General features: G+C 32.2%; 21 protein-coding genes. 10 read left to right on the top strand and 11 right to left on the bottom strand.

The window, feature by feature from the left end; genetic code table 11:
• Positions 1 to 10: 10 nt before the first annotated feature.
• The 9 genes from ACUUYC_RS21260 to ACUUYC_RS21220 form a co-directional block, all read right to left on the bottom strand.
• Entirely contained in the window at positions 11 to 757 is a 747-nt protein-coding gene (locus ACUUYC_RS21260) for a helix-turn-helix transcriptional regulator (protein ID WP_474269179.1), read from the bottom strand.
• Between the two features lie 204 nt (positions 758 to 961).
• The gene (locus ACUUYC_RS21255; protein WP_474269177.1) at positions 962 to 2275 is read right to left on the bottom strand and encodes an amidohydrolase family protein; all 1314 of its coding nucleotides are present in this window, start codon (positions 2273 to 2275) and stop codon (positions 962 to 964) included.
• 85 nt (positions 2276 to 2360) lie between these two features.
• On the bottom strand, positions 2361 to 3452 hold the full coding sequence (locus ACUUYC_RS21250; RefSeq protein ID WP_474269175.1) for a helix-turn-helix domain-containing protein: 1092 nt from the start codon (positions 3450 to 3452) through the stop codon (positions 2361 to 2363).
• A gap of 119 nt (positions 3453 to 3571) precedes the next feature.
• Positions 3572 to 4402, bottom strand: coding sequence for an endonuclease/exonuclease/phosphatase family protein (locus ACUUYC_RS21245; protein WP_474269173.1), 831 nt, complete (start codon positions 4400 to 4402; stop codon positions 3572 to 3574).
• 39 nt (positions 4403 to 4441) lie between these two features.
• A complete protein-coding gene (locus ACUUYC_RS21240; RefSeq protein WP_474269172.1) occupies positions 4442 to 5641 on the bottom strand; it encodes an alpha/beta hydrolase-fold protein in 1200 nt (399 codons plus the stop codon).
• 157 nt (positions 5642 to 5798) lie between these two features.
• A complete protein-coding gene (locus ACUUYC_RS21235) occupies positions 5799 to 5924 on the bottom strand; it encodes a hypothetical protein (protein WP_474269171.1) in 126 nt (41 codons plus the stop codon).
• 55 nt (positions 5925 to 5979) lie between these two features.
• Complete coding sequence (locus tag ACUUYC_RS21230) at positions 5980 to 6630, bottom strand: lysostaphin resistance A-like protein (RefSeq protein ID WP_474269168.1); 651 nt, start codon at positions 6628 to 6630, stop codon at positions 5980 to 5982.
• 115 nt (positions 6631 to 6745) lie between these two features.
• Positions 6746 to 7570 (bottom strand): LytR/AlgR family response regulator transcription factor, encoded by an 825-nt coding sequence (locus tag ACUUYC_RS21225; RefSeq protein ID WP_474269166.1) that lies wholly within the window; start codon positions 7568 to 7570, stop codon positions 6746 to 6748.
• A gap of 179 nt (positions 7571 to 7749) precedes the next feature.
• A complete protein-coding gene (locus ACUUYC_RS21220) occupies positions 7750 to 10032 on the bottom strand; it encodes a beta-N-acetylhexosaminidase (protein ID WP_474269165.1) in 2283 nt (760 codons plus the stop codon).
• A gap of 40 nt (positions 10033 to 10072) precedes the next feature.
• Here ACUUYC_RS21220 and ACUUYC_RS21215 point away from each other — a divergent pair, with 40 nt between their 5' ends.
• The 8 genes from ACUUYC_RS21215 to ACUUYC_RS21180 all read left to right on the top strand — a co-directional run bounded on the left by ACUUYC_RS21215 (position 10073) and on the right by ACUUYC_RS21180 (position 21705).
• Entirely contained in the window at positions 10073 to 13003 is a 2931-nt protein-coding gene (locus ACUUYC_RS21215) for a GH92 family glycosyl hydrolase (RefSeq protein WP_474269164.1), read from the top strand.
• 29 nt (positions 13004 to 13032) lie between these two features.
• The gene (locus ACUUYC_RS21210) at positions 13033 to 15372 is read left to right on the top strand and encodes a GH92 family glycosyl hydrolase (protein WP_474269162.1); all 2340 of its coding nucleotides are present in this window, start codon (positions 13033 to 13035) and stop codon (positions 15370 to 15372) included.
• Between the two features lie 13 nt (positions 15373 to 15385).
• Positions 15386 to 16402 carry an isoaspartyl peptidase/L-asparaginase family protein gene (locus ACUUYC_RS21205; RefSeq protein WP_474269161.1) on the top strand — a complete coding sequence of 339 codons (1017 nt, stop codon included), beginning with the start codon at positions 15386 to 15388 and terminating at the stop codon, positions 16400 to 16402.
• Positions 16403 to 16545: 143 nt separating this feature from the next.
• Positions 16546 to 17865, top strand: a complete 1320-nt coding sequence (locus ACUUYC_RS21200) for a sugar MFS transporter (RefSeq protein WP_474269159.1) — start codon at positions 16546 to 16548, stop codon at positions 17863 to 17865.
• 18 nt (positions 17866 to 17883) lie between these two features.
• Positions 17884 to 18312, top strand: a complete 429-nt coding sequence (locus ACUUYC_RS21195; protein WP_474269157.1) for a hypothetical protein — start codon at positions 17884 to 17886, stop codon at positions 18310 to 18312.
• A 3-nt stretch (positions 18313 to 18315) separates the two neighbouring features.
• Positions 18316 to 20313 carry an NAD-dependent DNA ligase LigA gene (gene ligA / locus ACUUYC_RS21190; protein ID WP_474269155.1) on the top strand — a complete coding sequence of 666 codons (1998 nt, stop codon included), beginning with the start codon at positions 18316 to 18318 and terminating at the stop codon, positions 20311 to 20313.
• On the top strand, positions 20314 to 21012 hold the full coding sequence (locus ACUUYC_RS21185) for a hypothetical protein (protein WP_474269153.1): 699 nt from the start codon (positions 20314 to 20316) through the stop codon (positions 21010 to 21012).
• Positions 21013 to 21705, top strand: a complete 693-nt coding sequence (locus ACUUYC_RS21180) for a hypothetical protein (protein ID WP_474269151.1) — start codon at positions 21013 to 21015, stop codon at positions 21703 to 21705.
• 1 nt (position 21706) lies between these two features.
• Here ACUUYC_RS21180 and ACUUYC_RS21175 read toward each other — a convergent pair whose 3' ends face one another.
• Complete coding sequence (locus ACUUYC_RS21175) at positions 21707 to 22102, bottom strand: DoxX family membrane protein (RefSeq protein ID WP_474269150.1); 396 nt, start codon at positions 22100 to 22102, stop codon at positions 21707 to 21709.
• Positions 22103 to 22231: 129 nt separating this feature from the next.
• Between ACUUYC_RS21175 and ACUUYC_RS21170 the strand changes: the two genes are divergently transcribed.
• Together ACUUYC_RS21170 and ACUUYC_RS21165 are read left to right on the top strand one after the other, a co-directional pair.
• A complete protein-coding gene (locus ACUUYC_RS21170) occupies positions 22232 to 22873 on the top strand; it encodes a lysoplasmalogenase family protein (protein ID WP_474269148.1) in 642 nt (213 codons plus the stop codon).
• A gap of 96 nt (positions 22874 to 22969) precedes the next feature.
• The gene (locus ACUUYC_RS21165) at positions 22970 to 23653 is read left to right on the top strand and encodes a hypothetical protein (RefSeq protein WP_474269146.1); all 684 of its coding nucleotides are present in this window, start codon (positions 22970 to 22972) and stop codon (positions 23651 to 23653) included.
• Here ACUUYC_RS21165 and ACUUYC_RS21160 read toward each other — a convergent pair.
• Positions 23643 to 24560 carry a bifunctional metallophosphatase/5'-nucleotidase gene (locus ACUUYC_RS21160; protein WP_474269313.1) on the bottom strand — a complete coding sequence of 306 codons (918 nt, stop codon included), beginning with the start codon at positions 24558 to 24560 and terminating at the stop codon, positions 23643 to 23645. The genes ACUUYC_RS21165 and ACUUYC_RS21160 overlap by 11 nt on opposite strands.
• Positions 24561 to 24565 lie beyond the last annotated feature (5 nt).

Here is a 24565-nt window from a genome sequence, read left to right as displayed (position 1 = left end):
ATTTTTTGATTTAATGCAAAGATAAATTGACTTGTGACAAAGGTGTGTCAGGGGTGGTTTTGTATTTTTCTCTACATTTTTCAAGATATTCTTCTAAAGTCATATTATGAGGTTCAAAATGTTGTTCTAAAACCTCTAATTTTTCAATGCAATCAAGTCTAAATGCTCTAAAATTATTTTTTAGTTTACAAAATGCGATAAGCACCCAATTATCTTGTGTTGTGTAAAGTGCAAAAGGTTCTATTTCTCTTTGACTTTTATTGTTTTCTAATGACAAGTAATCAATTTTCACTATTTGATAATTTGAAATAGTGGATTGAAGTTCAATTAGATAGTTACTTGTTTTTTCGTTTTTATTATTGTTACGAACTTGTAATCTGTCGGTTAGTATTTCTGTTTTTTCTTTTTGTGAGTATTTTAAAACTGACTTGATTTTTATTATGGCACTTTCATAATGTTCAGTTAAAGATTGGTCTTTATTTTTTTTTATTAATTGTTCAGCCGTAATAAGTGCATTTGCTTCTTCTTGGGTAAACATTACTGGTGGAATTTTATAACCATCCATTATAGAATATCCTTTTCCTTCTTCAATTACAATTGGAATTCCTGATTTTTCAAGTGTTCTAATATCTCGATAAATTGTTCTAATACTAACATTATGTTTTTCCGCAATTTCTTTTGCAGTTACAATTCGTTTTGATTGTAATTGAGTAATGATTGCTGTCAATCTTGTTAGTCTTGGTTTATCTTCTGCCATTTCGGTCTGTCTTGCTTGTGGCTAACGTATGTATAACAGGAATTCCTGTTTTCATACCAATTTTAAGGAATAACAGGAACTTAGTTTATAGCAATTTCCCGTTATTCCCTGTAAATGTAAAACAAAGATTACAGCTATGCAATGCGGTTTTCCATAAAATACTATAGAATTTAAAGAAATAAACAGCAATGCATGTAGCTCGTTTTATTTGGTTGAGTTTTCAACGTCTACTAATATTTTATTCAGTTTTTCTCTATCAAGCCACTTTCCTTTAATAACAACACCTATAATTGTCTTTGTATTTCTAATATCTTCTAGCGGATTTTTTTCTAATAAAACTAAATCGGCTAGTTTTCCTTCAGAAACAGTTCCACTTTGGGAGATTGTATTTAAATAACGAGCTGGATTTACGGTAGCGGTTTTAAGTGTTTCGTAGTTTGAAAGTCCTGAACTCTGTATTAACTCTAATTCATGATGAAGAGAAAAACCAGGAAGAAATAAACCATATGTATCGCTTCCAGCCATTAATGGTACGCCTTGCTTATGTAGTAGTAATGTAAATTTCTTTTGCCATTCTAATTCCTTTTCAAGTCGAATTAACGATTCTTTTTCAGTAAACCATGCGTTTTGTCTATAGTTAATTTTGTCAGATCTCCAATAATCCGAATAGTGTTTTGGGAGATACTTGATATTTTTGTCGTTATTCAAGATCTCTGATTTAGTCTTATCTGCATATCGACTAATCATTTCAAATATTCCAAGCGTTGGAGAGACATAAATGCCACTTGTTTTAATTTCTTTTGCTTTCTGCATTAAAAACATATTTGAGTTCTTCTCTTCTTCGGTGAAAATGTTCATAAACTCCTCTACATGCGCAATTGATTTCATTCTTAAAGAGAATTCTAAAGGTAGTTTTCTTTGCCCATGCCCAACGACTTCAACTTTTTCTCTTTGAGCAACTTCTAGTAGCTTTACATATATGTTTTTAGGAAGATTGTCTGCAATTTTTAAATAGTCGTACCCTCTTTTTTTATGATATTTTACGATGGTTTCAACAGAATCGATATGACTAAAATGATTCCTTTTTAGATAAGGTCCAGTAGTATAATAATGAGGAGATAGAATGGTATTACTTTGAGCAAGCTCTCTTATTTTTATATGATCCTGACCATTATATTCTGCCATGTTTCTTGCAGCGGTTATTCCGTTTGCAATTAAGAGTTTGAACTCATTTTCAATATTGTTTTGTAGATGATAATGTGTTTCTACTAAACCAGGCATTAAATAGTTGCCTGAGGCATCAATTGTAATATCTATACGATTGGTTATCGTTTTGGAAGCGGGTTCAATTTTCAATATTTTGCCATTTGCTATAAGTACTCTTTGATTAGGAATTATGGTATCAATATTCATAGGTACTACATTCACATTCTCAAACGAAATTACTTTAGTTTGAGCCATGGCAACAGCACATAACATTAGAATACATAGTAATAGATAATTTTTTAGTGTTCGCATTTTTTTTGATTTATAAATTTATGCAAACGTACTTTTCAGAATAGTTTTTGTAGTTCGGAAATCGGTACTCTTGATAAAATAGAACTTATTTGTTTTTATATTCCTTGGGTGTTAGCCCTGTTTCTTTCTTAAAATTTGTGTAGAACGATGTTTTAGAATTAAACCCGCATTCCAGACCAATAGAGAGTAAACTATATTTATCAAACGTTGGATCTTTTAGCATTAGTTTTACATCTTTTATGCGATGTGAATTAATGAAGTCTGAAAAATTAACAGAAGCATTTTCTTTAATAATTTGAGATAGATAACCGTTACTTAATTCTAGTTGCTCAGCAACACTATCTCTGCTTAGATTTGGGTTGTGATGTATTTTATTTTCTTCAATTAAAAACATTAATTTTTTAAAATGAGAACTTTTAATGTCTCCAGAATCGATTGGTTTCTTTTTTTCTCTTTTCGTAATTTCTCTAATTTCATATTGGTCATTCGACAGTTTAAATTGATACATACCTTTGTAGGTTAACCAATAAATAAATATAGAGCTACATGTCCATAAATAGGTTAGTGGTAATTTTTCTAAAAAGAGAAATCGATACGATTCTAATACAACTCCAAAGAGTATAATTAACGAAAGAAAAGCTAAAAGGTATTTTAACCATTTTTTACTCAAATTGTTCTTTTTAGCTAGCGTATGTTTATAGGAGAGAACAATCATACAAATAGGGAAAATAATGGACAGAAAGCTAATTATTTTATAGAATATAGGGACGTAGTTTAAAATAATGTCTGGTAGATTATACAACTGAAAAACGGTACTTAAGGACAAAAAAATATTGAGTGTACTTAATACAACAAAAGGCAAATAAAAGACCGCTAAACGTTGTGTGCTATCAGGAGTATTATTTGAGGTTTTATAAAAGAAGACAAATAGTGTTGTTGGATATAAGAATTGCCAAAGAAATAAATCGAGGAAACTGATTATTATTGGGTCGGAACCGATATCCCAAAACCAGTTATTAATACCAACAACAGCGATAATTAATAAAGTATACCCTAAATATTTGTTGTTTTTACTTCTAAAAAACTTGGAAAAGAGAATCACTAAGCTTAAAACTAAGCAATGAAGTGCAGCTACAAGTGAAACGATCTCTACTAACGAAATATTGATTGATGACAAAAATTTAGATTATTGGTTTAATTAGTTTTTAATAATGAGTTACAACATATACTTAACTGGAGTTTCCCCTTATTTTTTATAAATGTAAAACAAAGATTATATATGTGCAATGTGATTTTTTATTTTACTCGAACAAACACTGGTAAATGGTCTGATAGGTACAAGTTATTACTTCTTCGGTCATCAATAGTAATGTATTGCATTACTTCCAAGTTTTTGACAAATATATAGTCAATTCGTTTTGTGAGTTTGCTTTTTAGATCAAAACCATTAAAGGTTCCGATAGGTCCATAGGGTTTTGATTTGCTGACCATATAAGCATCCGCTATTTTAGTTTGAAGCGTTTTTATTGGTGCGTCATTGGGTTCAGAGTTTAAATCACCCATGAGTATGATTTTATTGTTTTGTATGCCCATTTCTTCCATCAATTTTAAAAGTAGTTCAGCTGACTTGTTCCGAGCCATCTTTCCTAAATGGTCAAAGTGTGCATTAAATACATAAAAGCGATCTCCATTTTCTTTGTCTTGAAATTCTCCTACGGTTACAATGCGTTCCATAGCGGCATCCCAACCTACAGAGATTGAATTGGGTGTTTCAGATAACCAATACGTTTTTGTATTCAGTAGTTTAAACTTTTTCTTGTTATAATAAATTGCAGCATATTCGCCTTTGCGTTTTCCGTCATCTCTTCCGACGCCTATATAATTATAATCAACAAAGGTACTGTCAAGGTATTTTACTTGAGTATGCAATGCTTCTTGTACTCCAAGAATATCTGGCGCATAAAATTGTATCATTTTTGAAAGATCTTCCTTTCGATGTTCCCACCAATTTTCTTTGTCATTAGGATTGTCATATCGTATGTTGAATGACATTACAGAAGTTTGAGCTAACAAACCAAAGGGAAGTATGTATAGTATGAGATATAGTATGTATAGCTGTTTTTTCATTGCGTATTGAATACGAATTTTGTTAGCACTTATTATTTGTTAGTTAGAATTATGTTCAGACAGCTTCTTTGCTTTTTTATAATACATAGATGCCTTTTCTTCCTCCTTCAGTTCTTTATATGAATCTCCTAATCCGTTTAGAGGTCTTTCAGCGTTTGGATGTTTCTCAGTTAAATATGTGAAAAGAGTTATTGCTTTATCATATTGCTTATTCTTTAGATAAAATTCAGCAATAGAGCAGGCTCTACTCGCTCTTATTTCACCAAGAAATTTTGTTTTTTTAAATTCATTGACAAACACTTCAAACTGGCTATAATCATTTGCACGCATGGCATTTCTTGTTAGGGTAAACATTGTCCATTTTGTCAATTCATCAGAGAACCCAAATTGTTTTGCTCTTTTTTTATAGTAATTGTATACATAATTTAAACCACCAGCTTTTTTGAAATCTTCAAGGCTACTAAATTGCAGTTCTGGATAGAAGTGAAAATATTCTTTAATTCCGTGATAAAGCGTAGTGAATGGAGTTGATCTGTGTTGTTCTCCCTTCAATTCTCTAAAGGTCCAATTCATTGTTTTTGGAGCTTTATTTGACATGAGTAAGTTCAGTTTCTCTGTTTCATCTTTCACGACACCTTCGTCTGAGCCAGAAGTGAAATATAAGAGTTTGTCAAATTTTGGATTTTTTATAAATAGGCTATCTACGTTGTCTATTTTATTTTTTAAAGGAAATGGACTAGCCGAAATATACGCATCAAATAAGTTAGGTTTAGTAGTCATAGTCTCAACAACAAAGCCTCCTCCGTATGCCCATCCAAATAATAAACGTTTTTTAGATGTACGAAATTTTTCATCAATAAGTGCTATGATTTCTTTTTCAATGAACTCAAGATATTTTTTCGAATTAACACTAAAATTACTATTTCTTTCAGATTGTTTTTTAGAAATTCCAACAACAATAAACTCAGGAGTGTGTCGAAACTCTACAAACGATTTTTGTAAACTAACACCGTGCAAAAAATATCGTTGTCCATCCAAAATATATAGGACAGGGTAGTTTTTATTAGATTCAACATAACTGTCAGGTAAAAAAACTTGAATTTCTCTTTCATCATTCATTATTTTAGAATGAATTATAAAAGAAGAACCAACAACAATATCTTTTCTATCAATTTGAGCACTTGATGTAACGTACAGAAAAAACAAAATAAAAAATAAGGATACTTTTTTTAAACTCATGACTGTATTTTTCGGGTTGTTAAATCTATACTATTCAATGAGTTTTTGATGTTAAAATGGGGTTAAACTTTATATTTTGAAGAAGTAACTTTAATAAGTGCTAACGTGTTTGTGAATGGTTAAGCAATTAATTTTTTGTGTTGCGATGCTTTGTTTTCTATTCAAACCACTCAAATGTGTCTCCTAGTGCACCACCAACAGCTACAATAAAAACAGTTGTACTATATAAAGTTTCAACCCAATTTGGTAGTGATGAAAAAAACCAATTTAAAATAGTTTTCACAAAATTAAACATTGAAATGTCTTTTTTTTATACATAGGCCATACTTTTTAAACTATTAAATCCACCCATAGTATATAAATAAAAAAGCAACACTATCAATAAAACCATGAAGAGCAATATTAAACCATAAATCACTCTTACGAATATGAAAGGTAATTGCTAAGAGCATACCCGTTATACCAGCTACGATTTGACCCGTAATCCCTTGATATGCGTGTATCCAACCAAAGATAAATCCAAATAATAGAATATTAATTACAAGACTTATTTTACTTGAACCAAAAAACTTAGTAAACTGTCTCATTAAATATCCTCTAAAGACAATTTCTTCACCGAACGCTGCTGCTGCCCACATAAAAACAAGTAAGTTTAGTATAGCTGGTAGATTTCCTTTATATGGTTCGAATATAGAAAAGTCTATAGCTTGCCCAGTAATGTAAGTAACACTTGGCACCATTATGTATAGATAAAATAGAAAAAAACCTGCACCCAATAGCGGAGCTATAATTAAGAGGTTTTTTATGGTTAACCCTTTTCGTTGAAACCCTAATGATTTAAAGAGCCCTTTTTTATATTCTATTGCACTTGCTACTAATATTATTAAAGCGGCTGTAATCATTTTAAAATGACCTGATGCGTATAAAAGACATAAAATAATTATAGTGATTATAGGAGTCAAATTTGTTTTTAAAGAAGTTTTGTTCATTTTTTTTCGTTTTAAGATTTAAACGAAATAACAACGATTGCATAAGAAAAACTGTTGAAAGACAGTAAGTTTTACTGAATGGTATCAAAAAAACACCTGAATAATCATCCTTAATTTATAATTTCTTTTCAAACCAATCCATAAACGCTTGTTTCTTATATCTACTTATATTTATTTGAGAAGTTTCTTTATCTGTAAAGGTAGATTTGAGTTGTACAGATAGTTTTCCATTTTCAATTGATTGTACTTGTTCTATAGAACGTGCATGAAGAATTATTTGTCTATTAGCTCTAAAAAAACTCTGTTCGCTAACTTTACTTTCAACTTCATTTAAAGTGAAATCTGTACTAATTGTAGTTCCATCAGTTTTTACAATATATACTACTTTGTTTTCACTATATATATAAGCAATTTCTGGATAGTTAATCAAGGTTATTTTACCACTTTGTTGAACTTTAAGTGTACCTTTTATGGAGATAAGTTTGTGAAGTTTATAAATATCTTTTGAAAATAAAAGAGCAATTCCAAGTGTGCACATTAGTAAGGAAATTGAAAGTCCCGTGAGTAGATGATAAATACTGTATGATTCAGTTCCATTAATCAAACCATTTAAACCATAATATAAAGGAATATATAGTATGGTAATATAACCTAAAGTTGAAAATAGGAAGCGTAATAGTAGTTGTGTGTTAATTTTTTTAGTGAAGTATTTGTTTCTGAAATAGTTGAAATTAAAGCTAGCGATAATAAGCACTATACTTCCAACAATAATTGAAGTAACAATAGGAATCCAAGGGAATTTGTAGGATTCATGTAGTGGAAAATTTTCTGGCTCCGTAAGGTGGTTAATTAATATAGAAAGTAGTACAATTATAAAGCCGTTTCTAATCCAAAAGTTTATTTTTCTTTTCTTTTTAAAAAAGTTAGTAATTATTTCCATTGAAAATTTGAATCTATCTTTTTGGGTTGTTTAGCGTATAGTAACTTCCTGTGAAGTTCCGTAAATGTAAAACAAAGATTATAGGTGTGCAATGTAGTTTTTTAAATATCCTGAGTTGTGAGTTAACTGTCACGTCAAACAGTATTGAAAACTGATAACTGATAACTGAAAACCGACAACTATTTAACAACAATCTCATCAATAAAGGTCCACGCTTTGCTACCTGCACCTTGAAAACCATCAGGAATAACTCCGTAGTTCGGAATAAAGATTTCTAAATACTGTGTAGTAATTTCTTCAAATTTGAACATATGAGGAACTAGCAATGATGTACTATCTTTAATTTGATTGATGTCATGTAAAGTTCTTCCATCTTCATCATTTATAATACTATAACCGATTTCTGTTGGTGCATAAATCCATTGTCCGTTTGCATTGTAAAATCGTGTTGAAATGCTAGTGACTTTTGTCGGTTTCCCTAAGTCAATTTTAATAGTTAAATCTTTTCCCCAAAAGCCTAACCATTCTTTATCTCCATAACGTGTATTATTTCCAGAAATACCATTGAGTAAGCCTTCTTTTCCACTTCCGGGATACGCTTTGTTTGGTTTGTGATCAATTGTAATTGTTTTTCCAACGGCTTTATGATTGTTGTAAATAAGTGTAAAATCATGACCTAATTTTTCTTTTTCATCAAAAACGGCTGCTTTTAAAACAGTTGAACCTTCAATAGGTAAGTAACTTGTATACTCCTGAGAAGTCAAACTTGGAGACGATTCATCAATGGTATACCGAATAGTTTTGTCTCTAATAATCGTTTGTAAATCAAAAACTAATTGATCATTTCGTTTGGTCACTTCACCTACAATTTCATACAAATGATTTGCATAGTTGATGTCTAAAGCGTCCAATCGTTTGTGGAAATGCGATAAACGATACGTAAAATCTTGATAATCTCTTTTTCTAGGATTCGACCAAACAACTTCTGCCATGGCAATAATTCTTGGAAACGCCATATATTCTACTTTTTCAGGAGTTTTAATGTATTCTGTCCAAATGTTTCCTTGTGCGCCCAATACATGCTTTGCTTCATCAGCGCTCATGTTTTTAGGAATTGGATTAAAACTATATACTTTTTCTAATGGTAAAAAGCCACCAATAGCCAAAGGCTCATCTTCATTATCTGATTGATAGTAATCAAAATATACATGCGAAGTAGGTGTCATTATTATATCATGACCAGCTTTTGTAGCTTCTACAGCGCCTTTTGTTCCGCGCCAAAACATTACCGTTGCGTTTGGAGCCAAACCGCCTTCTAAAATCTCGTCCCAACCAATAATGCTTTTTCCTTTGCTATTAATATATTTTTCCATGCGTGCAATGAAATAGCTTTGCAAATCATGTTCGTCTTTTAAATTTTCCTTTTTGATGAGTTTTTGACAATGCTCACAAGCTTTCCAACGTGTTTTTGGAGCTTCGTCTCCACCAATATGAATATATTTTCCGGGAAATAATGGCATTACTTCATCCAATACATTTTCTAAAAACGTGAAGGTTTCCTCTTTAGGGCAATAAATATCTTCAAAAACGCCCCATTTTGTTGCAACTTTTGTGTCTTTTCCGGTACAACCTAAATTTGGATATGCAGCAATTGCTGCTTGTGAATGTCCGGGCATTTCAATTTCAGGAATAACTGTAACCTGTCGTTCAGAAGCATATTTTACGATAGCTTTTACTTCATCTTGTGTGTAATAACCGCCATATTTTTTTCCATCAAATTGTTGCGGTGAATCATTGTAGTGACCAATTAATGTTTCATCGCGATACGCAGCAACTTTTTGTAATTCGGGATATTGCTTGATTTCAATTCGCCAACCTTGATCATCCGTCAAATGCCAATGAAATGTATTCATCTTTAACATTGCCATCATGTCAATATATTTCTTAATAAAATCAACTGAAAATAGATGACGTGAAACATCTAAATGCATTCCTCTGTATACAAATCGTGGCGAATCTTTTATAGAAACATTTCTAATGGAAATTTGATCATTTTCAATAGTCGTTGGTAGCAATTGACGAAATGTTTGAAACGCATAGAAAGCTCCTTTTTCAGTTTTAGCTTTAATTGTAATTGTAGAAGTGTCTACAATTAGTTCATAACCTTCATCATTTTCAATAGTTTCATCATACTTAAATATAATTCCATTTCTATCGGGCATGCTATGTGCAATCAATCGATATCCAAGTTTTTCTTCTATATAATCATTTAAGAAATTTGATGTAGTAGATAATTTAGGATCTGAATAGAACGAAACTTTTTTATCTAATATAAAAACACCTTCTTGCATGGTAAACTCATTGGGAATCGGGATGATATGCGGTCTAATCGGTGGTTGAGGTTTTGAACAACCAATTAAACAAAGGAAAATTACGAATTTGAAAAAAATATTGCTTCTCATTTTAGTATATTAGATGCCATAAATTTAGCAATCTATTTTAATGAAACTTCAACACATCACCTTTTTTATTGTTATATCGCTATTCTTTAGTTGTGATACGACCGAAAAAACAGAAATAGCACAAAAAAACAATTCATTAATTAACTATGTAAATCCTTTTATTGGAACTGGCGGACATGGACATACGTATCCTGGCGCAACCATGCCATACGGAATGATGCAACTAAGTCCAGATACACGTTTAGATGGTTGGGACGGTTGTTCGGGTTATCATTATTCAGACGAATATATTTATGGTTTTTCGCATACACACTTAAGTGGAACAGGTGTTTCTGATTATGGAGATGTTCTACTAATGCCAACCAATGAAGTAAACTTTAATAATGGCGCAGATGGAAAGAAAGGTTATCGTGCACATTTTTCACATGACAATGAAATTGCTGAAGCAGGATATTACAAAGTACATTTAGACACCACAAATATTGATGTAGAACTAACAGTTTCTAAACGAAGCGGAATTCACAAATACACGTTTCCTTCTGCGGAAAATCAGGTTGTAATGTTAGATTTGGTACATCGTGATAAAGTACTAGATGCTAAAATTGAAAAGATTTCTGATACTGAAATCGTTGGCTATCGATTTTCGGAAGCTTGGGCAAGTGATCAACGTTTGTATTACGTTATAAAAACATCGCATCCTTTTGATGATATGTTGCAGTCGCCTCCAAAACAAGGAATGCCAGGTGCAAGACGATCTGCATTGACATTTAAAAACCCAAATAATGAACCAATTATTATTAAGGTTGGAATTTCTGCGGTTGATGTCGCTGGTGCGCGAAAAAATTTAGAAACAGAAATAGAAGCAAAGACTTTTGAGGAGGTTAAACAGCTAGCGCAAGAAACTTGGGAAACGCAATTGGAGAAAATTGTAATAGAAAGTGATAATGTAGATTATAAAACAAATTTTTATACTGCATTGTATCACACGATGATTGCGCCAAACTTATACCAAGATGTAGATGGACGCTACCGTGATATGGATTTAGAGATTCACCAATCGGATGATCATACACATTATACGGTTTTCTCTTTGTGGGATACATATAGAGCAGCACATCCATTATATACGATTATTGAGCAAGACAGAACAAATGATTTTATTAAGACATTTATAAAGAAATATGAATCTGGTGGCATTATGCCAATTTGGGATTTATCAGCAAACTATACAGGTTGTATGATTGGCTATCACGCAGTTCCTGTAATTTCGGATGCCTATATGAAAGGTATTCGTGGTTATGACGTAGACAAAGCATTTGAAGCGATGAAACACAGTGCTACGCGTGATAAATTGGGCTTAGATTATTATAAAGAAATTGGATATATTCCTGTAGAAAAGGAATCAGAATCAGTTTCTAAAACCTTGGAGTATGCGTATGACGATTGGACAATAGCGCAAATGGCAAAGGCAATGGGGAAAACGGACGATTATGAAACGTTTATAAAACGAGCACAGTATTATAAAAATGTATTTGACCCAGAAACACAGTTCATGCGTGGGCGTTTTCGTAACACATGGTTTGCACCTTTTAACCCGTATGAAGTAAACTTTAATTATACAGAAGCAAACTCTTGGCAATACAGTTTTTATGTACCGCAAGATGTTTCAGGTTTTATTGAATTGTTAGGCGGAAAAGATAAACTAGAAGCACAATTGGATAAGTTATTTACAGCCAATCAAGAAACTTCTGGGCGTCATCAAGTTGATATAACTGGTTTGATTGGTCAATATGCACATGGAAACGAGCCAAGTCATCACATGGCATATTTGTATAATTTCATCAATAAGCCATCCAAAACACAAGAATATATTCATCAAATTTTAACAACTTTATATAAAAACGAACCTGACGGCGTTTCTGGAAATGAAGATTGTGGACAAATGAGTGCTTGGTATGTATTAAGTAGTTTAGGATTTTACTCCGTAACACCAGGAACGAACGAATATATTATTGGAACGCCATTATTTGACAAAGCAACGATTAATCTAGAAAACGGGAAAACGTTTACAGTTGTCGCGAATAATATTTCTAAGGAGAACAAATACATTAAGTCAGTAACTTTAAATGGGAAGAATCATCCAAAAACATTTATCAATCATCAAGACATTATGAATGGTGGAAGTTTAGTGTTTGAAATGACAAACGCAGCAACAGATTGGGGAACACAAGAAGCGCATATTCCAGTAACGGAAATTAAAGAATATTTGATTGTGCCACCACCATTTATTGCAAAAGGAGATATTGCCTTTAAAGGCGAAACAGAAATTGTTTTAAAAACGGTGGATTCAGAAGCTAAGATTTACTATAGTTTTGGAGATAAACATATTGAATACACCAAACCTTTTACGATTTCAGAAAAAAGTATCATAAATGTGTATGCACAACGTGGAAATCAAAAAAGTACAGCTATTACTACTGAATTCTTTAAGATTGATCCGAATTTAAAAATCAGTCTTGGAACTGAATACGCAAATCAATACAATGCTGGCGGAGAAAACGCTTTAATTGATGGAATTTTTGGAACAGAAGATTTCCGCACAGGAACTTGGCAAGGATATTTTGATAAAGATGTAATTGCTACGGTAGATTTAGGAAGTGTGAAAAATATCAATTCTATCAAAGTAAACTTCTTGCAAGATCAAAAATCATGGATCTTTTTACCAACGGAAGTTGAATTGTTAACTTCTACAGATGGAAAGAATTTTAAATCGATCTATTCAGGTAATTTTGGTGAATTAAAACCAGCAGAGAAACCAACTGTTGAGAAGTTTAGTTTTGCTTTTAAAAGTAAAAATGCACGGTATATAAAAGTAGTAGCTAAGAAACTAGGCGTATTACCAGAATGGCATATAGGATACGAACATGATGGACGTTCATGGTTATTTATAGACGAAATAGAAATTAAATAATACACAAACAACAGACTAATAAACCATTAATGATTAAAAAGACACTTATTCTAATTGGGTTAGCCACTTTTATTGGATGTAAAGATCAACAAACAACTGTAGCCGAAAACAAAAAAGATGCTACGACAACATCAGCTAAAGAGTATACAGAGTTTGTAAATCCATTGATTGGAACAAGTAAAATGGGACATACATTTCCAGGTGCAACAACACCTTTTGGAATGGTGCAACTGAGTCCGCAAACGAACATGGAAGTCATGTTTAAAAAAGATGGAAGTTATAATTCAAAAACATACGAGTATTGCGCAGGATATCAATATAAAGATTCAACAATTGTAGGTTTTGCACATACCAACTTTAGCGGAACAGGACATGCTGATTTAGGCGATTTCTTAATTATGCCAACCACAGGAAAATTAGTATTAGATCCGATAAAAACAAAAGAAGACACAAAAGGATTTTATAGTACATTTTCACACGATACCGAAAAGGCTAGTCCTGGCTATTACAAAGTTGACTTAGAAGATTATAATATAAAAGCAGAACTAACAGCGAGTGATCGTGTTGGGTTTCATAAGTATACGTTTCCAGCATCTGAAGAAGCACACATTCTACTAGACTTGGTTTATAATGTATATCATCATGAAGATAAAAATGTATGGACATTTATTCGCGTAGAAAACGATACGTTGGTTACAGGATATCGCCAAACACGCGGTTGGGCAAGAACCAAGAAAGTATTCTTTGCCATGACATTCTCAAAACCATTTAAAAGTTACGGACATAAAAACTATGACGCAGCAAAGTATAATGGTTTTTATCGCCGCTTTAATGAAGAAGAGAACTTTCCTGAAATGGCAGGAAATGATATCAGAGCATATTTTAATTTTGACACTACTAAAGATGAAGAAATAAAAGTAAAGTTTGCTTTATCATCAGTAAGCACGGAAGGTGCAATGAAAAACTTAGTTGCAGAAATTCCGCATTGGGATTTCAACAAAACAAAAGCTGAAACAAAAGATAAATGGAATACTGAACTTTCTAAAATTGATGCTACTTTGTTGACAGAAGCAGATAGAGAAACGTTTTACACAGCTTTATATCATACCATGTTAAGTCCGATACTCTATGAAGATGTTGATGGAAAATACAGAGGATTAGATCAAAATATTCATAAATCTGATGGTTTTACAAACTACACTATTTTTTCACTTTGGGACACCTATCGTGCGTTGCATCCGTTGTTTAATATCATTCAGCAAGAGCGAAACAATGATATGATAAAATCGATGTTAGCACACCATGATGAAAGTGTACATGACATGCTGCCAATTTGGAGTCATTATGCGAATGAAAATTGGTGTATGATTGGGTATCATGCAACTTCAGTAATAGCAGATGCTAAGATTAAAAATGTAGGAGACTTTGATGTCAATCATGCATTGAAAGCTTCGGTAAATACTGCTAAAGTTCCTTATTTTGATGGTTTGGGCGATTATATAAAGTATAATTATGTTCCAGATGATAAAAGCCATTCATCAGTTTCTAAGACTTTAGAGCTAGCCTATGACGATTGGTGTATTGCACAACTTGCAAAAGAAGCAGGAGATACATCCACTGAAACAGAATTCTTAGAAAGAGCAACCTTTTATGAAAATGTATACAATGCTAAAATTGGTTACATGAGTCCAAAACTAGCAGATGGAACTTTCAGAAAAGACTTTGATCCATTAGATACACACGGACAAGGTTTTATAGAAGGGAATGCATGGAATTATGGTTTATACGTTCCGCACGAATTAGATAAAATGGTGGCTATGATGGGCGGAAAAGAACGATTTAGCCAACATTTAGATTCTCTGTTTACCATGGAGTTAGATGATAAATACATCGCGCATCATGAAGATATTACAAGAGACGGAATCATAGGAAACTATGTGCACGGAAACGAACCAGGACATCACATTCCGTATTTATATAACTGGACAGGGAAGGAATACAAAACACAAGAACGTGTTCGTATGATCATGCGTAGTATGTATGCGCCAGGTGTAGATGGTTTGTGTGGAAATGATGATGCAGGACAAATGAGTGCTTGGTACATATTTAGTAGTTTAGGTTTCTATCCTGTTACGCCTGGGTCAAATCAATATGCATTAGGAAGTCCATTAGTAAAAGAAGCTGTTTTGAATTTAGAAAACGGAAAGCAATTGAAAATTACTGCGAATAATCAAAATGAAGAAAATGTATATGTTAGCAAAGTAATTTTGAATGGAAAAGAAATTGATAGAAACTATATATTGCATGAAGAATTGATGAATGGCGGAGAATTAACTTTTGAAATGAGCGCAACACCAACTAAAAAATAATAACCACTTACAGATGAAACGTAGAAAATTTATACAAAGCGCAGCCTTAACAGGTTTAGGACTAACGGTCGGAACAGCCTTAACTGCCTGCGCAGATGAAAAAAATACAGACACTGGAACAGCAACGGCAAAAGCAGCAACAACTTCTAAACCTGTGCGACCTTTGGTAATTGCAACGTGGAACACACCTTTGGCTGTAGAAACTGCGGCTGAGGTATTACAAAAAGGAGGTTCGGTATTAGAAGCTGTAGAGTATGGTTGTAGAGTTGAAGAAGCAAACGAAAAAGGACAATCTGTTGGTAAAGGCGGTTTGCCCGATAGAGATGGAAATGTAACCTTAGATGCTTGTATAATGGACAAACACGGAAATTATGGTGCTGTACTTGGTGTGCAAAATATAATGCATGTAATTTCTTTGGCAAGAAAAGTTATGGAAGATACACCACATGTAATGTTGATAGGAAAAGGAGCAGAAAAGTTTGCTTACGAAAAAGGATTCAAAAAAGAGGATCTATTGACAGAAGCTTCTAAAAAAGCATGGGAAGAATGGAAAGTGAAATCTGAATACAAGCCAATTATCAATATAGAAAACCACGATACGATTGGAATGTTGGCCATTGACAAAAATGGAGATATTTCAGGAGCTTGTACCACAAGTGGGCTAGCCTATAAAATGGCTGGTAGAGTAGGAGATTCACCAATAATTGGAGGAGGATTATTTGTTGATAATGAAATTGGAGGCGCTTCCGCAACAGGACTTGGAGAAGAAGTGCTAAAAACTGTTGGTAGCTTTCTAATCGTAGAATTAATGCGACAAGGAAAATCGCCACAAGAAGCCTGTGAAGAAGCTATTAGAAGAATTGTAGAGAAGCCAAATAGTGACTTTAAAAACTTTCAAGTTGGATACATCGCTGTAAACAAACAAGGAGAAACAGGAGCTTATTCAATTCATGAGTATTTTAGTTACAACCTATTCAAAGAAGGAGAAAACAAAAACATACAATCTGATTTTTATAATAAAACAAAATAGAAACTAGTTGTGAGTTATGAAGTTATGAGTAAAAACCAAGTTTTGGAGTCTAATAGTTTATACTTTGAAAACAAATAGGGAGTGAGTAACTAACTAGCACATAACACATAACACACAACAAATAACTAACTTAACTAGCCAGCATGTCATCAACAACTAAAAACTCTTACAAAAGTGCTTTTATATTTGTAACCACATTATTCTTTCTTTGGGGATTTATCACGGTTTTAGTCGATCCGTTAATTCCACGACTCAAAGAAGTATTTGAATTGACTAATTTTCAATCAGGATTGATACAATTTGCGTTTTTTGGAGCTTATTTGGTACTATCTATTCCAGCAGGATTTATTTTATCTAAAATCGGATACAAAAAAGGAATCATTTTAGGATTAATCATCATGGGATCAGGTTGCTTACTCTTTTATCCAGCAGCTTCGTCACGAATCTATATCGTATTTTTATTGGCAGTATTTGTATTAGCAAGTGGAATGACCATTTTGCAAGTTGCCGCCAATCCATATGTAGCCGCTTTAGGTTCGGAAGATGGCGCAAGTAGTCGATTAAATTTAGCACAAGCCTTTAACTCATTAGGAACCGCTATAGCACCAGCCGTTGGAGCGATGTTTATTTTGAGTGATAAAATAAAAACAAGTGATGAAATTTCGGTATTAGGTGATGCTGATAAAGAAGTGTATTATGCAGCAGAAGCAACTAGTGTGCAAACGCCATTTGTGGCAATTGCATTGTTTACACTATTATTAGCAATCATTTTTGTGTATGTGAAATTGCCTAAAATATTACAAAAAACACCTAAAGATGGCTATTTCTCATTATTGAGTAAACCATCATTAGTAATGGGCGCGATTGGAATTTTCGTCTATGTAGGTGCCGAAGTAGCCATTGGTAGTTACTTAACAAATTACTTTATCGATATGAATCTGGCGGAAGCCGTAAAAGCAAGTCCAACCATGAAAAGTATTTCTGAATGGATTGTTAGTGCAGATTTGTCAACCTTAGATCCAAAAGCGATTGTTGGTGCGTTTGTCACGTTTTATTGGTCTGGAGCCATGATAGGCCGTTTTATAGGAGCATATTTAACTAAAATTATTGATCCTGCAAAAGTATTAATTGGTTTTGCTATTGGTGCCTTATTAATGATTCTAATTTCTATGAATACTGTAGGATTTATCTCTATGTGGAGTATTTTGGCAGTTGGTCTATTTAATTCGATAATGTTTCCAACAATTTTTACTTTAGCGCTTGGTGGATTGGATGATTTAAAACCCCAAGCTTCTGGTATTTTATGTACAATGATTGTTGGTGGAGCAGTGATTCCGCCATTATATGGGTTATTAACCGATAATATAGGTTTTAAAACGGCATTCCTATTAGTATTGGCTTGTTATGGGTATATTATGGTATACGGCTTTACAAAGCAGCGAAAACGAGCATTGGAAGCTTAGACATAAGAAAAATAAATAATGAGATTTCTTTATATACTATTTGCTTTAGTTGTTTTATCTAGTTGTCAACCAAAAAAGGTAGAAATTACTCAGGAAAATATTGAAACTATTTTAAAGAAAGATTTCACCTTTAAAATAACTTCCTGTGGATGTTTTGGTTGTAGTAACACCAAGATGAGAATAGATTCAAAAAAGGAAATAATAGATTATAAATTGTTTTCAGATAATGACTCCTTATTAGAAACAAAAAAGATAAATTTTTCAGATAAGAAAAGAAGAATTTTAGAAGAACTTATAGGTGTTGGATCAAAAATAGATTCATCAAAATTAAGTTTATGTACATTATTTTTTGATTATAGGATTTATAATGAGAACATAGCAATTAGTTTTAGAGATCAATCTTGTAGTGGAGAATTAGTAGAATTATTAAAAGAATTTTTAGAATAATACATGAATAGCATACAGCAACAGTTAAATGCTTTGCGCGATGAATTACGCGAACATAATCACAATTATTACGTACTAGATAACGCTACAATAAGCGATTATGACTTTGATATGAAACTCAAAGAATTGCAAACGTTAGAATCAAAACATCCTGAATACCACGATCCAAACTCGCCTACGTTACGTGTTGGGGGAACTATTACGAAGAATTTTAATACAATTGCACACGAATATCGTATGTATTCGTTGGATAATTCATATTCGAAAGAAGATTTGTTGGATTGGGAAAAACGTATTGAAAAGATTCTAGGTGTTGAGAATGTTGATTATACCTGTGAGTTGAAGTATGATGGTGCTTCGATGAATTTGACGTACGAAAACGGTAAATTAATCAAAGCTGTTACACGTGGCGATGGTTTTCAAGGTGATGAGGTAACGAATAACATTAAAACGATAAAAACGGTTCCATTGCAGTTAAAAGGTGATTTTCCACCAAAGTTTGACATTCGTGGAGAGATCATTCTTCCGTTTGACGGATTTCATAAGATGAATGAAGAACGAGTTGCTAATGGCGAAGATCCATACATGAATCCTCGAAATACAGCTTCAGGAAGTTTAAAATTACAAGATAGTAGCGAAGTTGCCAAACGTCCGTTAGAATGCTTGTTGTATAATATAAAAGGTGAAAGATTACCAATTTCAACACAGTTTGAAAGTTTAGAAAAGGCTAGAGATTGGGGATTTAAAGTACCAACAGTTGCAAAGGTTGCTAAAAATGTAGATGAAATTTTGGAGTTTGTAAACTATTGGGAAACCAATCGTCATGAATTACAATATGAAATTGATGGCGTTGTTATTAAAGTTAATAATTTACAATATCAAGATGAACTTGGATATACGTCAAAAGCACCACGTTGGGCAATGGCGTATAAGTTTAAAGCTGAGCAAGTCTCTACAATTTTAAATGAAATAACGTATCAAGTTGGACGAACTGGAGCTATTACACCAGTGGCAAATTTAACACCCGTTTTATTGGCTGGGACAACTGTAAAACGTGCATCCTTGCATAATGCAGATCAAATTGCTAAATTAGACATACGAGAACGCGATACCGTATTTGTAGAAAAAGGAGGAGAAATTATCCCGAAAATCGTTGGTGTAAATTTAGATGCACGACCAGCCGACTCTACAGAAACTGTATACGCAACCGAATGCCCCGAATGTAACACACCATTAGAACGAAAAGAAGGCGAAGCACAACACTATTGTCCAAATACTGCTGGTTGCACACCACAAATTGTGGGAAGAATTCAGCATTATATTTCGCGTAAAGCGATGGATATTGAAGGTTTAGGAGGCGAAACAGTCGCTTTACTAGTGCAAGAAGGTTTGATCACTAATTATGCTGACTTATACGAATTAACTAAGGAACAAGTAATTCCTTTGGAACGTATGGCAGAAAAGAGTGCTGAAAACTTGGTAAATGGAATTGAAGCCTCAAAACAGATTCCGTTTGAACGTGTATTGTATGCTTTGGGAATTAGATATGTAGGTGAAACGGTTGCTAAAAAACTAGCAAAACACTATAAGTCTATACAAGCATTAATGAACGCTTCTTCTGAAGATTTAGTAAATGTTGATGAAATAGGAGTGAAGATTGCTGAAAGTGTAGCACAGTTTTTTGCAGAGGAAGCTAATTTACAAACTGTTGAACGTTTAAATGAGTTTGGAGTGAAATTAGAATTTTCGGCAGAACAACTGGAAGGACTTACGGAAACACTGCTAGGCAAATCGTTTGTAGTTTCGGGCGTATTTGAAAAAGTATCTCGTAACGAACTCAAAAAACTCATAGAAAATAATGGAGGAAAAGTATCTTCTTCTATATCTTCTAAAACATCTTTTGTAGTTGCTGGAGATAAAATGGGACCCAGCAAACGAGAGAAAGCAGAAAAACTAAACATCACAATTTTAACAGAAGATGAGTTTCTGAATATGATATAAATGAATTTAACAAAACCGACACATATAGCTTTTTTAATTACCGCAATGGTAACTATATTTGCGGCTACATTTTTAGAAAAACTTAGCTTGATTTATGTACAGCCGTTTACGGTAGTAGCTATTTTAGTTATTTATTTTACTGAAAAAAGTAAGTCGACGAGTATATTATATATAATTTCTCAAGTTATTGGACTGGTTGGAGGAATTCTGATAATACTAGGATTGCGCGATCATTTAAAGTCGGTTTCGGTATTATTTTCTCTTTTCTATATCATCTACCTTCGTATGATGTATGTGCGAAATGTAATGAAAAATGAAAAAATTAAAACGTATTTATACGTCACTCTGTTTTCGATACCAATATTATACATTTATTATAGAGTTATTAAAATAATTTCATCAGAACTTACGGAAGTATTGGTCTATTTTAGTTTCTTGATGTTTTTTATGTTGAGTTATGTTATTACAGCATTGTACTATTACTTAAAAGATAAAAACCAGTCAAACTTATGGATGTTGATTGCGGCAATTAATTTAGGTTTTATGAATATTATTATTGGACTCAATGAGTTATACATGTATGAAACTATGTTTACTGTGATTGTTGTTATTTGTAGTCTTTTCATGCAGTTTTTTGTATTAAAATTTATGTTGAGTGATAAAAATGATGATACAGATTTATTAAATATGTTCCAATAAATGAATTATACAAAACCGACATATATTGCTTTTTTTGTAACAGCATTTATTTCATTGTTGGTTGCTATATTTTTGGAGAAAAAAGATCTGTTATATGTATATCCATTTACGTTTATCACTATTTTTTTGATGTATATCACAGAAAAAAAAGAACCAATTAATATACTATATGTATTGGCTCTTATATTAGCACTTTTCAGTGGAATTTATTTAATTATTGGGTTTGGACAGTATGTTCCAGAAGTATCAATTTTGGTGTCATTGTTTTATATTGTATATCTCCGATTGATGTATGTAAAAAATGAAAAGATGAAAACAACAGCCAAAACATATTTTCGGCTGTTTATAATATTTCTACCCGTATTATATATTTACAATAGAGTTATCTGTTTGATATATCCTGAGATAAAAGAAGATTTCATGTATTTTGCAATCATGGCTTTTATAATGTTAGTGTATATTATTGCAGCCTTGTATTATTATTTAAGAAACAAAAATCAATCAAATTTATGGATGTTAATTACTGCTGTTAACTTAGGTATTATGAACATCATTATTACCATCAATGAGTTATATATGTATGAAACTATGTTTACCGTAATTGCTATATTTTGCAGTCACTTTGTGCTCTATTTTTCATTCAAATTTATGCTTGAAGATGATAAAAATAATGTGTCAAACGTGTTAGAGTAATTTAAAACTTCTTTCCAATAATTGGAATATTCTTGCGTTGCAACCAAAGTGTAATTGCACTTAATACAAAGACAACAATTGCAGTAATAAATAATGCACCACCATCTGGTTTTCCTTCAAATGGAACTTCAATACCTAATTGCGTTAAGTGCATCATAATAGCACCACCAATAATTCCTAGCGTTAATCCTGCGCCCAACCAAGCAGTTTTTGGAATTACAATTAAAATTCCTGCAATTAACTCAGTAATTCCAATTCCAATGCGTCCAAAAGGCTCTAAACCTACTTGTTCAAAGATGTAAACACTATCTGGATGTGCTGTTAGTTTAAATCGTAACGTCTGAATCAAGATGACTGCAATGGCAACTCGGATGATTATTGGAATATATTTTTTCATAAAATGTTGGTTTTTAGTTTTTTGTTGATTCTGTAGTCGATGAAAAAAAATATAGCTTACAAAACAATATGAATCATTCATACTTATCGAAAATAATTTTGTAACTTAATACTAGTTAATTTTTATTGAATGCCGAAACGAAAAACCCTCTTATTTCTTTACTTCATTGTACTTTTTTTAGATGCATTTGGTGTTGTATTTCCAGAATGGATTGATAGAAAATGGACAACTTTTTTACCGTTACCAATTTTAGCGGCATTATATGTGTTTTCCGTAAAAAAAATCAATTGGTTATACATGATAGCTTTAATGTTTACGTTTTTAGGAATTGTCTTTTTCAACATTCAATCATACTTTAAGTTGGCATTAATCTTTTATGGTTTAGGCGTACTTTTTTATGTTATAGTAAGCTTAAAAAAAGCAGTAGTTATTCCTATAAAAAGTATTTGTATTGCTACGATACCTTTTCTCATTGTGTATTTAGTTCCACTAATTTTTTATTCTGATGTTGTGCAAGGAGATATATTTAACTACATCATGTTTTACGTATTTTTTGTTGGTTTGTTCTTTTTCATTTCTATACTTGTATATGTCAATCAGCCTAATAAAACCAACTTGTGGTTATTCTGTTCAGGAATATTATTTTTAATCTCTACAACTATTCATGGATATAATCTTTTTTTTGAATACTTAACCGTAGTAAGAGTTGGAGTTGTATGTACTTTTTTAATAATGCACTTTGCAATGTATAAATATGTTAGTAAACAATAAATATCTAATACTAAGCGTATTTAGAAATGGTTAGCAATCAATAAAAAATAAAAACGATAGGAAATCAAAGTAGAAATAATTTACTTTGCTACGTTAATGAAAAAAATCACTTTACTACTTGTAAGCCTTCTTCTCTGTATTGTAGCGGTAGATATTCTATGGTTATTTTTTCCAGACTATGTAGAAAGAAAATATGCAATTGTTCTCACTATTCCCGTGATAATGCTTTGCTATTTTTTACAAATTGAAATAAAAAATATATTGTATTTATTAGCGCTAATAGCTTTTATGATAGCGGATTATTATTTTTTTATTGAAAAAAGCCTTGCAAATGGAATTACGAGTAGTGGTATTGCGTTATCTATTTACGGTATTATTGTGTTAAAACAATCACATTATATTTCCATTAAAAGCCTTCTAGTAAATACAATTCCCTTTTTAATTATATACATGTTGCCGTTTCTATTTTTTATAGATAAAATAGGTGATAACATCTTTGGAGAAGTTATCTTTTACTCTTTTGGGATAGGCTATTTTTCGTTTTTGTCGATAATGACATATTATAATAGAAAGAATAAAATCACTCAAAAGCTACTAATGTCAGGTATTGCCACAGCTATTATGGGAATGCTGTTTGGAGTCTATTTATTCATAGATAGCAAACCGTTTTATTCTGTATTAGCAAATGCGCTCTTTGTGTATTCTCATTATGAAATGTGGAGATACATAACTATAAAAGATGCAAATGACACTATTGAAAACGAATCAATTACACTATAATCGATTTTCCATTAGCAATGACATTCTTTTCATCATCAAAATAAAAGTCAATTCTACCAATATAAACACCATACGCACCAACTTGATTTACTAAAACAGAATCCCCATTTAGGTTTTTCTCAATAGTTGGTTTTGGTAAAAATGTATGTGTGTGTCCACCAATAATCAAATCGATATCTTTGGTTTTTCTAGCGAGAATTAAATCAGAAGGTCTTTCTGGATTTTTTCTATAATTATAACCTATGTGTGATAAACAAATGACTAAATCGCACTTTTCATCTTCTTTCAAAACGCGACTCATATCTTGCGCAAACTCAATAGGATCGTGATACACAGTTTCTTTATACATACGTTTGTCTACCAAACCATCTAGTTTTACACCAAGCCCGAAAATTCCAATCTTGATTCCATCTTTTGTAAAGATTTTATAGGGTTTCACATGTGTGTCCATCACCGTATTTTTGAAATCGTAATTTGCAGAAACAAACTCAAAATTAGCATTTGGTAACTGCGCGTACAATCCGTCAATTCCATTATCAAAATCGTGGTTTCCAATCGTAGCCAAATCGTATTTCATCATACTCATTAACTTAAACTCCAATTCGCCACCATAATAATTAAAATATGGAGTTCCTTGAAAAATATCTCCTGCATCTAATAACAATGTATTAGGATTTTCTTTACGAATCTTTGAAACTAACGTTGCTCTTCGTGCAGCACCACCTTGATTAGGGTTTCTAGGATGATTTGCTCCAAAAGGATCAATATGACTATGAACGTCATTTGTATGTAAAATAGTAATATGTTTCTTTGCTGAACTTGCGGTAAAACTTTGTAAAGACAAACCACCTAAAGTTACAAAAGCACTAGTTGCTAACGAATGTTGTATAAAATCTCTTCTCTTCATCATGT

It is taken from the genome of Kordia sp. E, assembly GCF_056033805.1.
Note: the sequence above shows the minus strand (reverse complement) of the source record. Positions and strands in the feature narration are given on the sequence as shown.

What these genes read in the sequence shown, in the direction of transcription:
- ACUUYC_RS21260 (WP_474269179.1), bottom strand. Translation starts at nt 757, where the DNA reads ATGGCAGAAGATAAACCAAGACTAACAAGATTGACAGCAATCATTACT.
- ACUUYC_RS21255 (WP_474269177.1), bottom strand. Translation starts at nt 2,275, where the DNA reads ATGCGAACACTAAAAAATTATCTATTACTATGTATTCTAATGTTATGT.
- ACUUYC_RS21245 (WP_474269173.1), bottom strand. Translation starts at nt 4,402, where the DNA reads ATGAAAAAACAGCTATACATACTATATCTCATACTATACATACTTCCC.
- ACUUYC_RS21240 (WP_474269172.1), bottom strand. Translation starts at nt 5,641, where the DNA reads ATGAGTTTAAAAAAAGTATCCTTATTTTTTATTTTGTTTTTTCTGTAC.
- ACUUYC_RS21230 (WP_474269168.1), bottom strand. Translation starts at nt 6,630, where the DNA reads ATGAACAAAACTTCTTTAAAAACAAATTTGACTCCTATAATCACTATA.
- ACUUYC_RS21225 (WP_474269166.1), bottom strand. Translation starts at nt 7,570, where the DNA reads ATGGAAATAATTACTAACTTTTTTAAAAAGAAAAGAAAAATAAACTTT.
- ACUUYC_RS21220 (WP_474269165.1), bottom strand. Translation starts at nt 10,032, where the DNA reads ATGAGAAGCAATATTTTTTTCAAATTCGTAATTTTCCTTTGTTTAATT.
- ACUUYC_RS21215 (WP_474269164.1), top strand. Translation starts at nt 10,073, where the DNA reads ATGAAACTTCAACACATCACCTTTTTTATTGTTATATCGCTATTCTTT.
- ACUUYC_RS21210 (WP_474269162.1), top strand. Translation starts at nt 13,033, where the DNA reads ATGATTAAAAAGACACTTATTCTAATTGGGTTAGCCACTTTTATTGGA.
- ACUUYC_RS21205 (WP_474269161.1), top strand. Translation starts at nt 15,386, where the DNA reads ATGAAACGTAGAAAATTTATACAAAGCGCAGCCTTAACAGGTTTAGGA.
- ACUUYC_RS21200 (WP_474269159.1), top strand. Translation starts at nt 16,546, where the DNA reads ATGTCATCAACAACTAAAAACTCTTACAAAAGTGCTTTTATATTTGTA.
- ACUUYC_RS21195 (WP_474269157.1), top strand. Translation starts at nt 17,884, where the DNA reads ATGAGATTTCTTTATATACTATTTGCTTTAGTTGTTTTATCTAGTTGT.
- ligA (WP_474269155.1), top strand. Translation starts at nt 18,316, where the DNA reads ATGAATAGCATACAGCAACAGTTAAATGCTTTGCGCGATGAATTACGC.
- ACUUYC_RS21185 (WP_474269153.1), top strand. Translation starts at nt 20,314, where the DNA reads ATGAATTTAACAAAACCGACACATATAGCTTTTTTAATTACCGCAATG.
- ACUUYC_RS21180 (WP_474269151.1), top strand. Translation starts at nt 21,013, where the DNA reads ATGAATTATACAAAACCGACATATATTGCTTTTTTTGTAACAGCATTT.
- ACUUYC_RS21175 (WP_474269150.1), bottom strand. Translation starts at nt 22,102, where the DNA reads ATGAAAAAATATATTCCAATAATCATCCGAGTTGCCATTGCAGTCATC.
- ACUUYC_RS21170 (WP_474269148.1), top strand. Translation starts at nt 22,232, where the DNA reads ATGCCGAAACGAAAAACCCTCTTATTTCTTTACTTCATTGTACTTTTT.
- ACUUYC_RS21165 (WP_474269146.1), top strand. Translation starts at nt 22,970, where the DNA reads ATGAAAAAAATCACTTTACTACTTGTAAGCCTTCTTCTCTGTATTGTA.
- ACUUYC_RS21160 (WP_474269313.1), bottom strand. Translation starts at nt 24,560, where the DNA reads ATGAAGAGAAGAGATTTTATACAACATTCGTTAGCAACTAGTGCTTTT.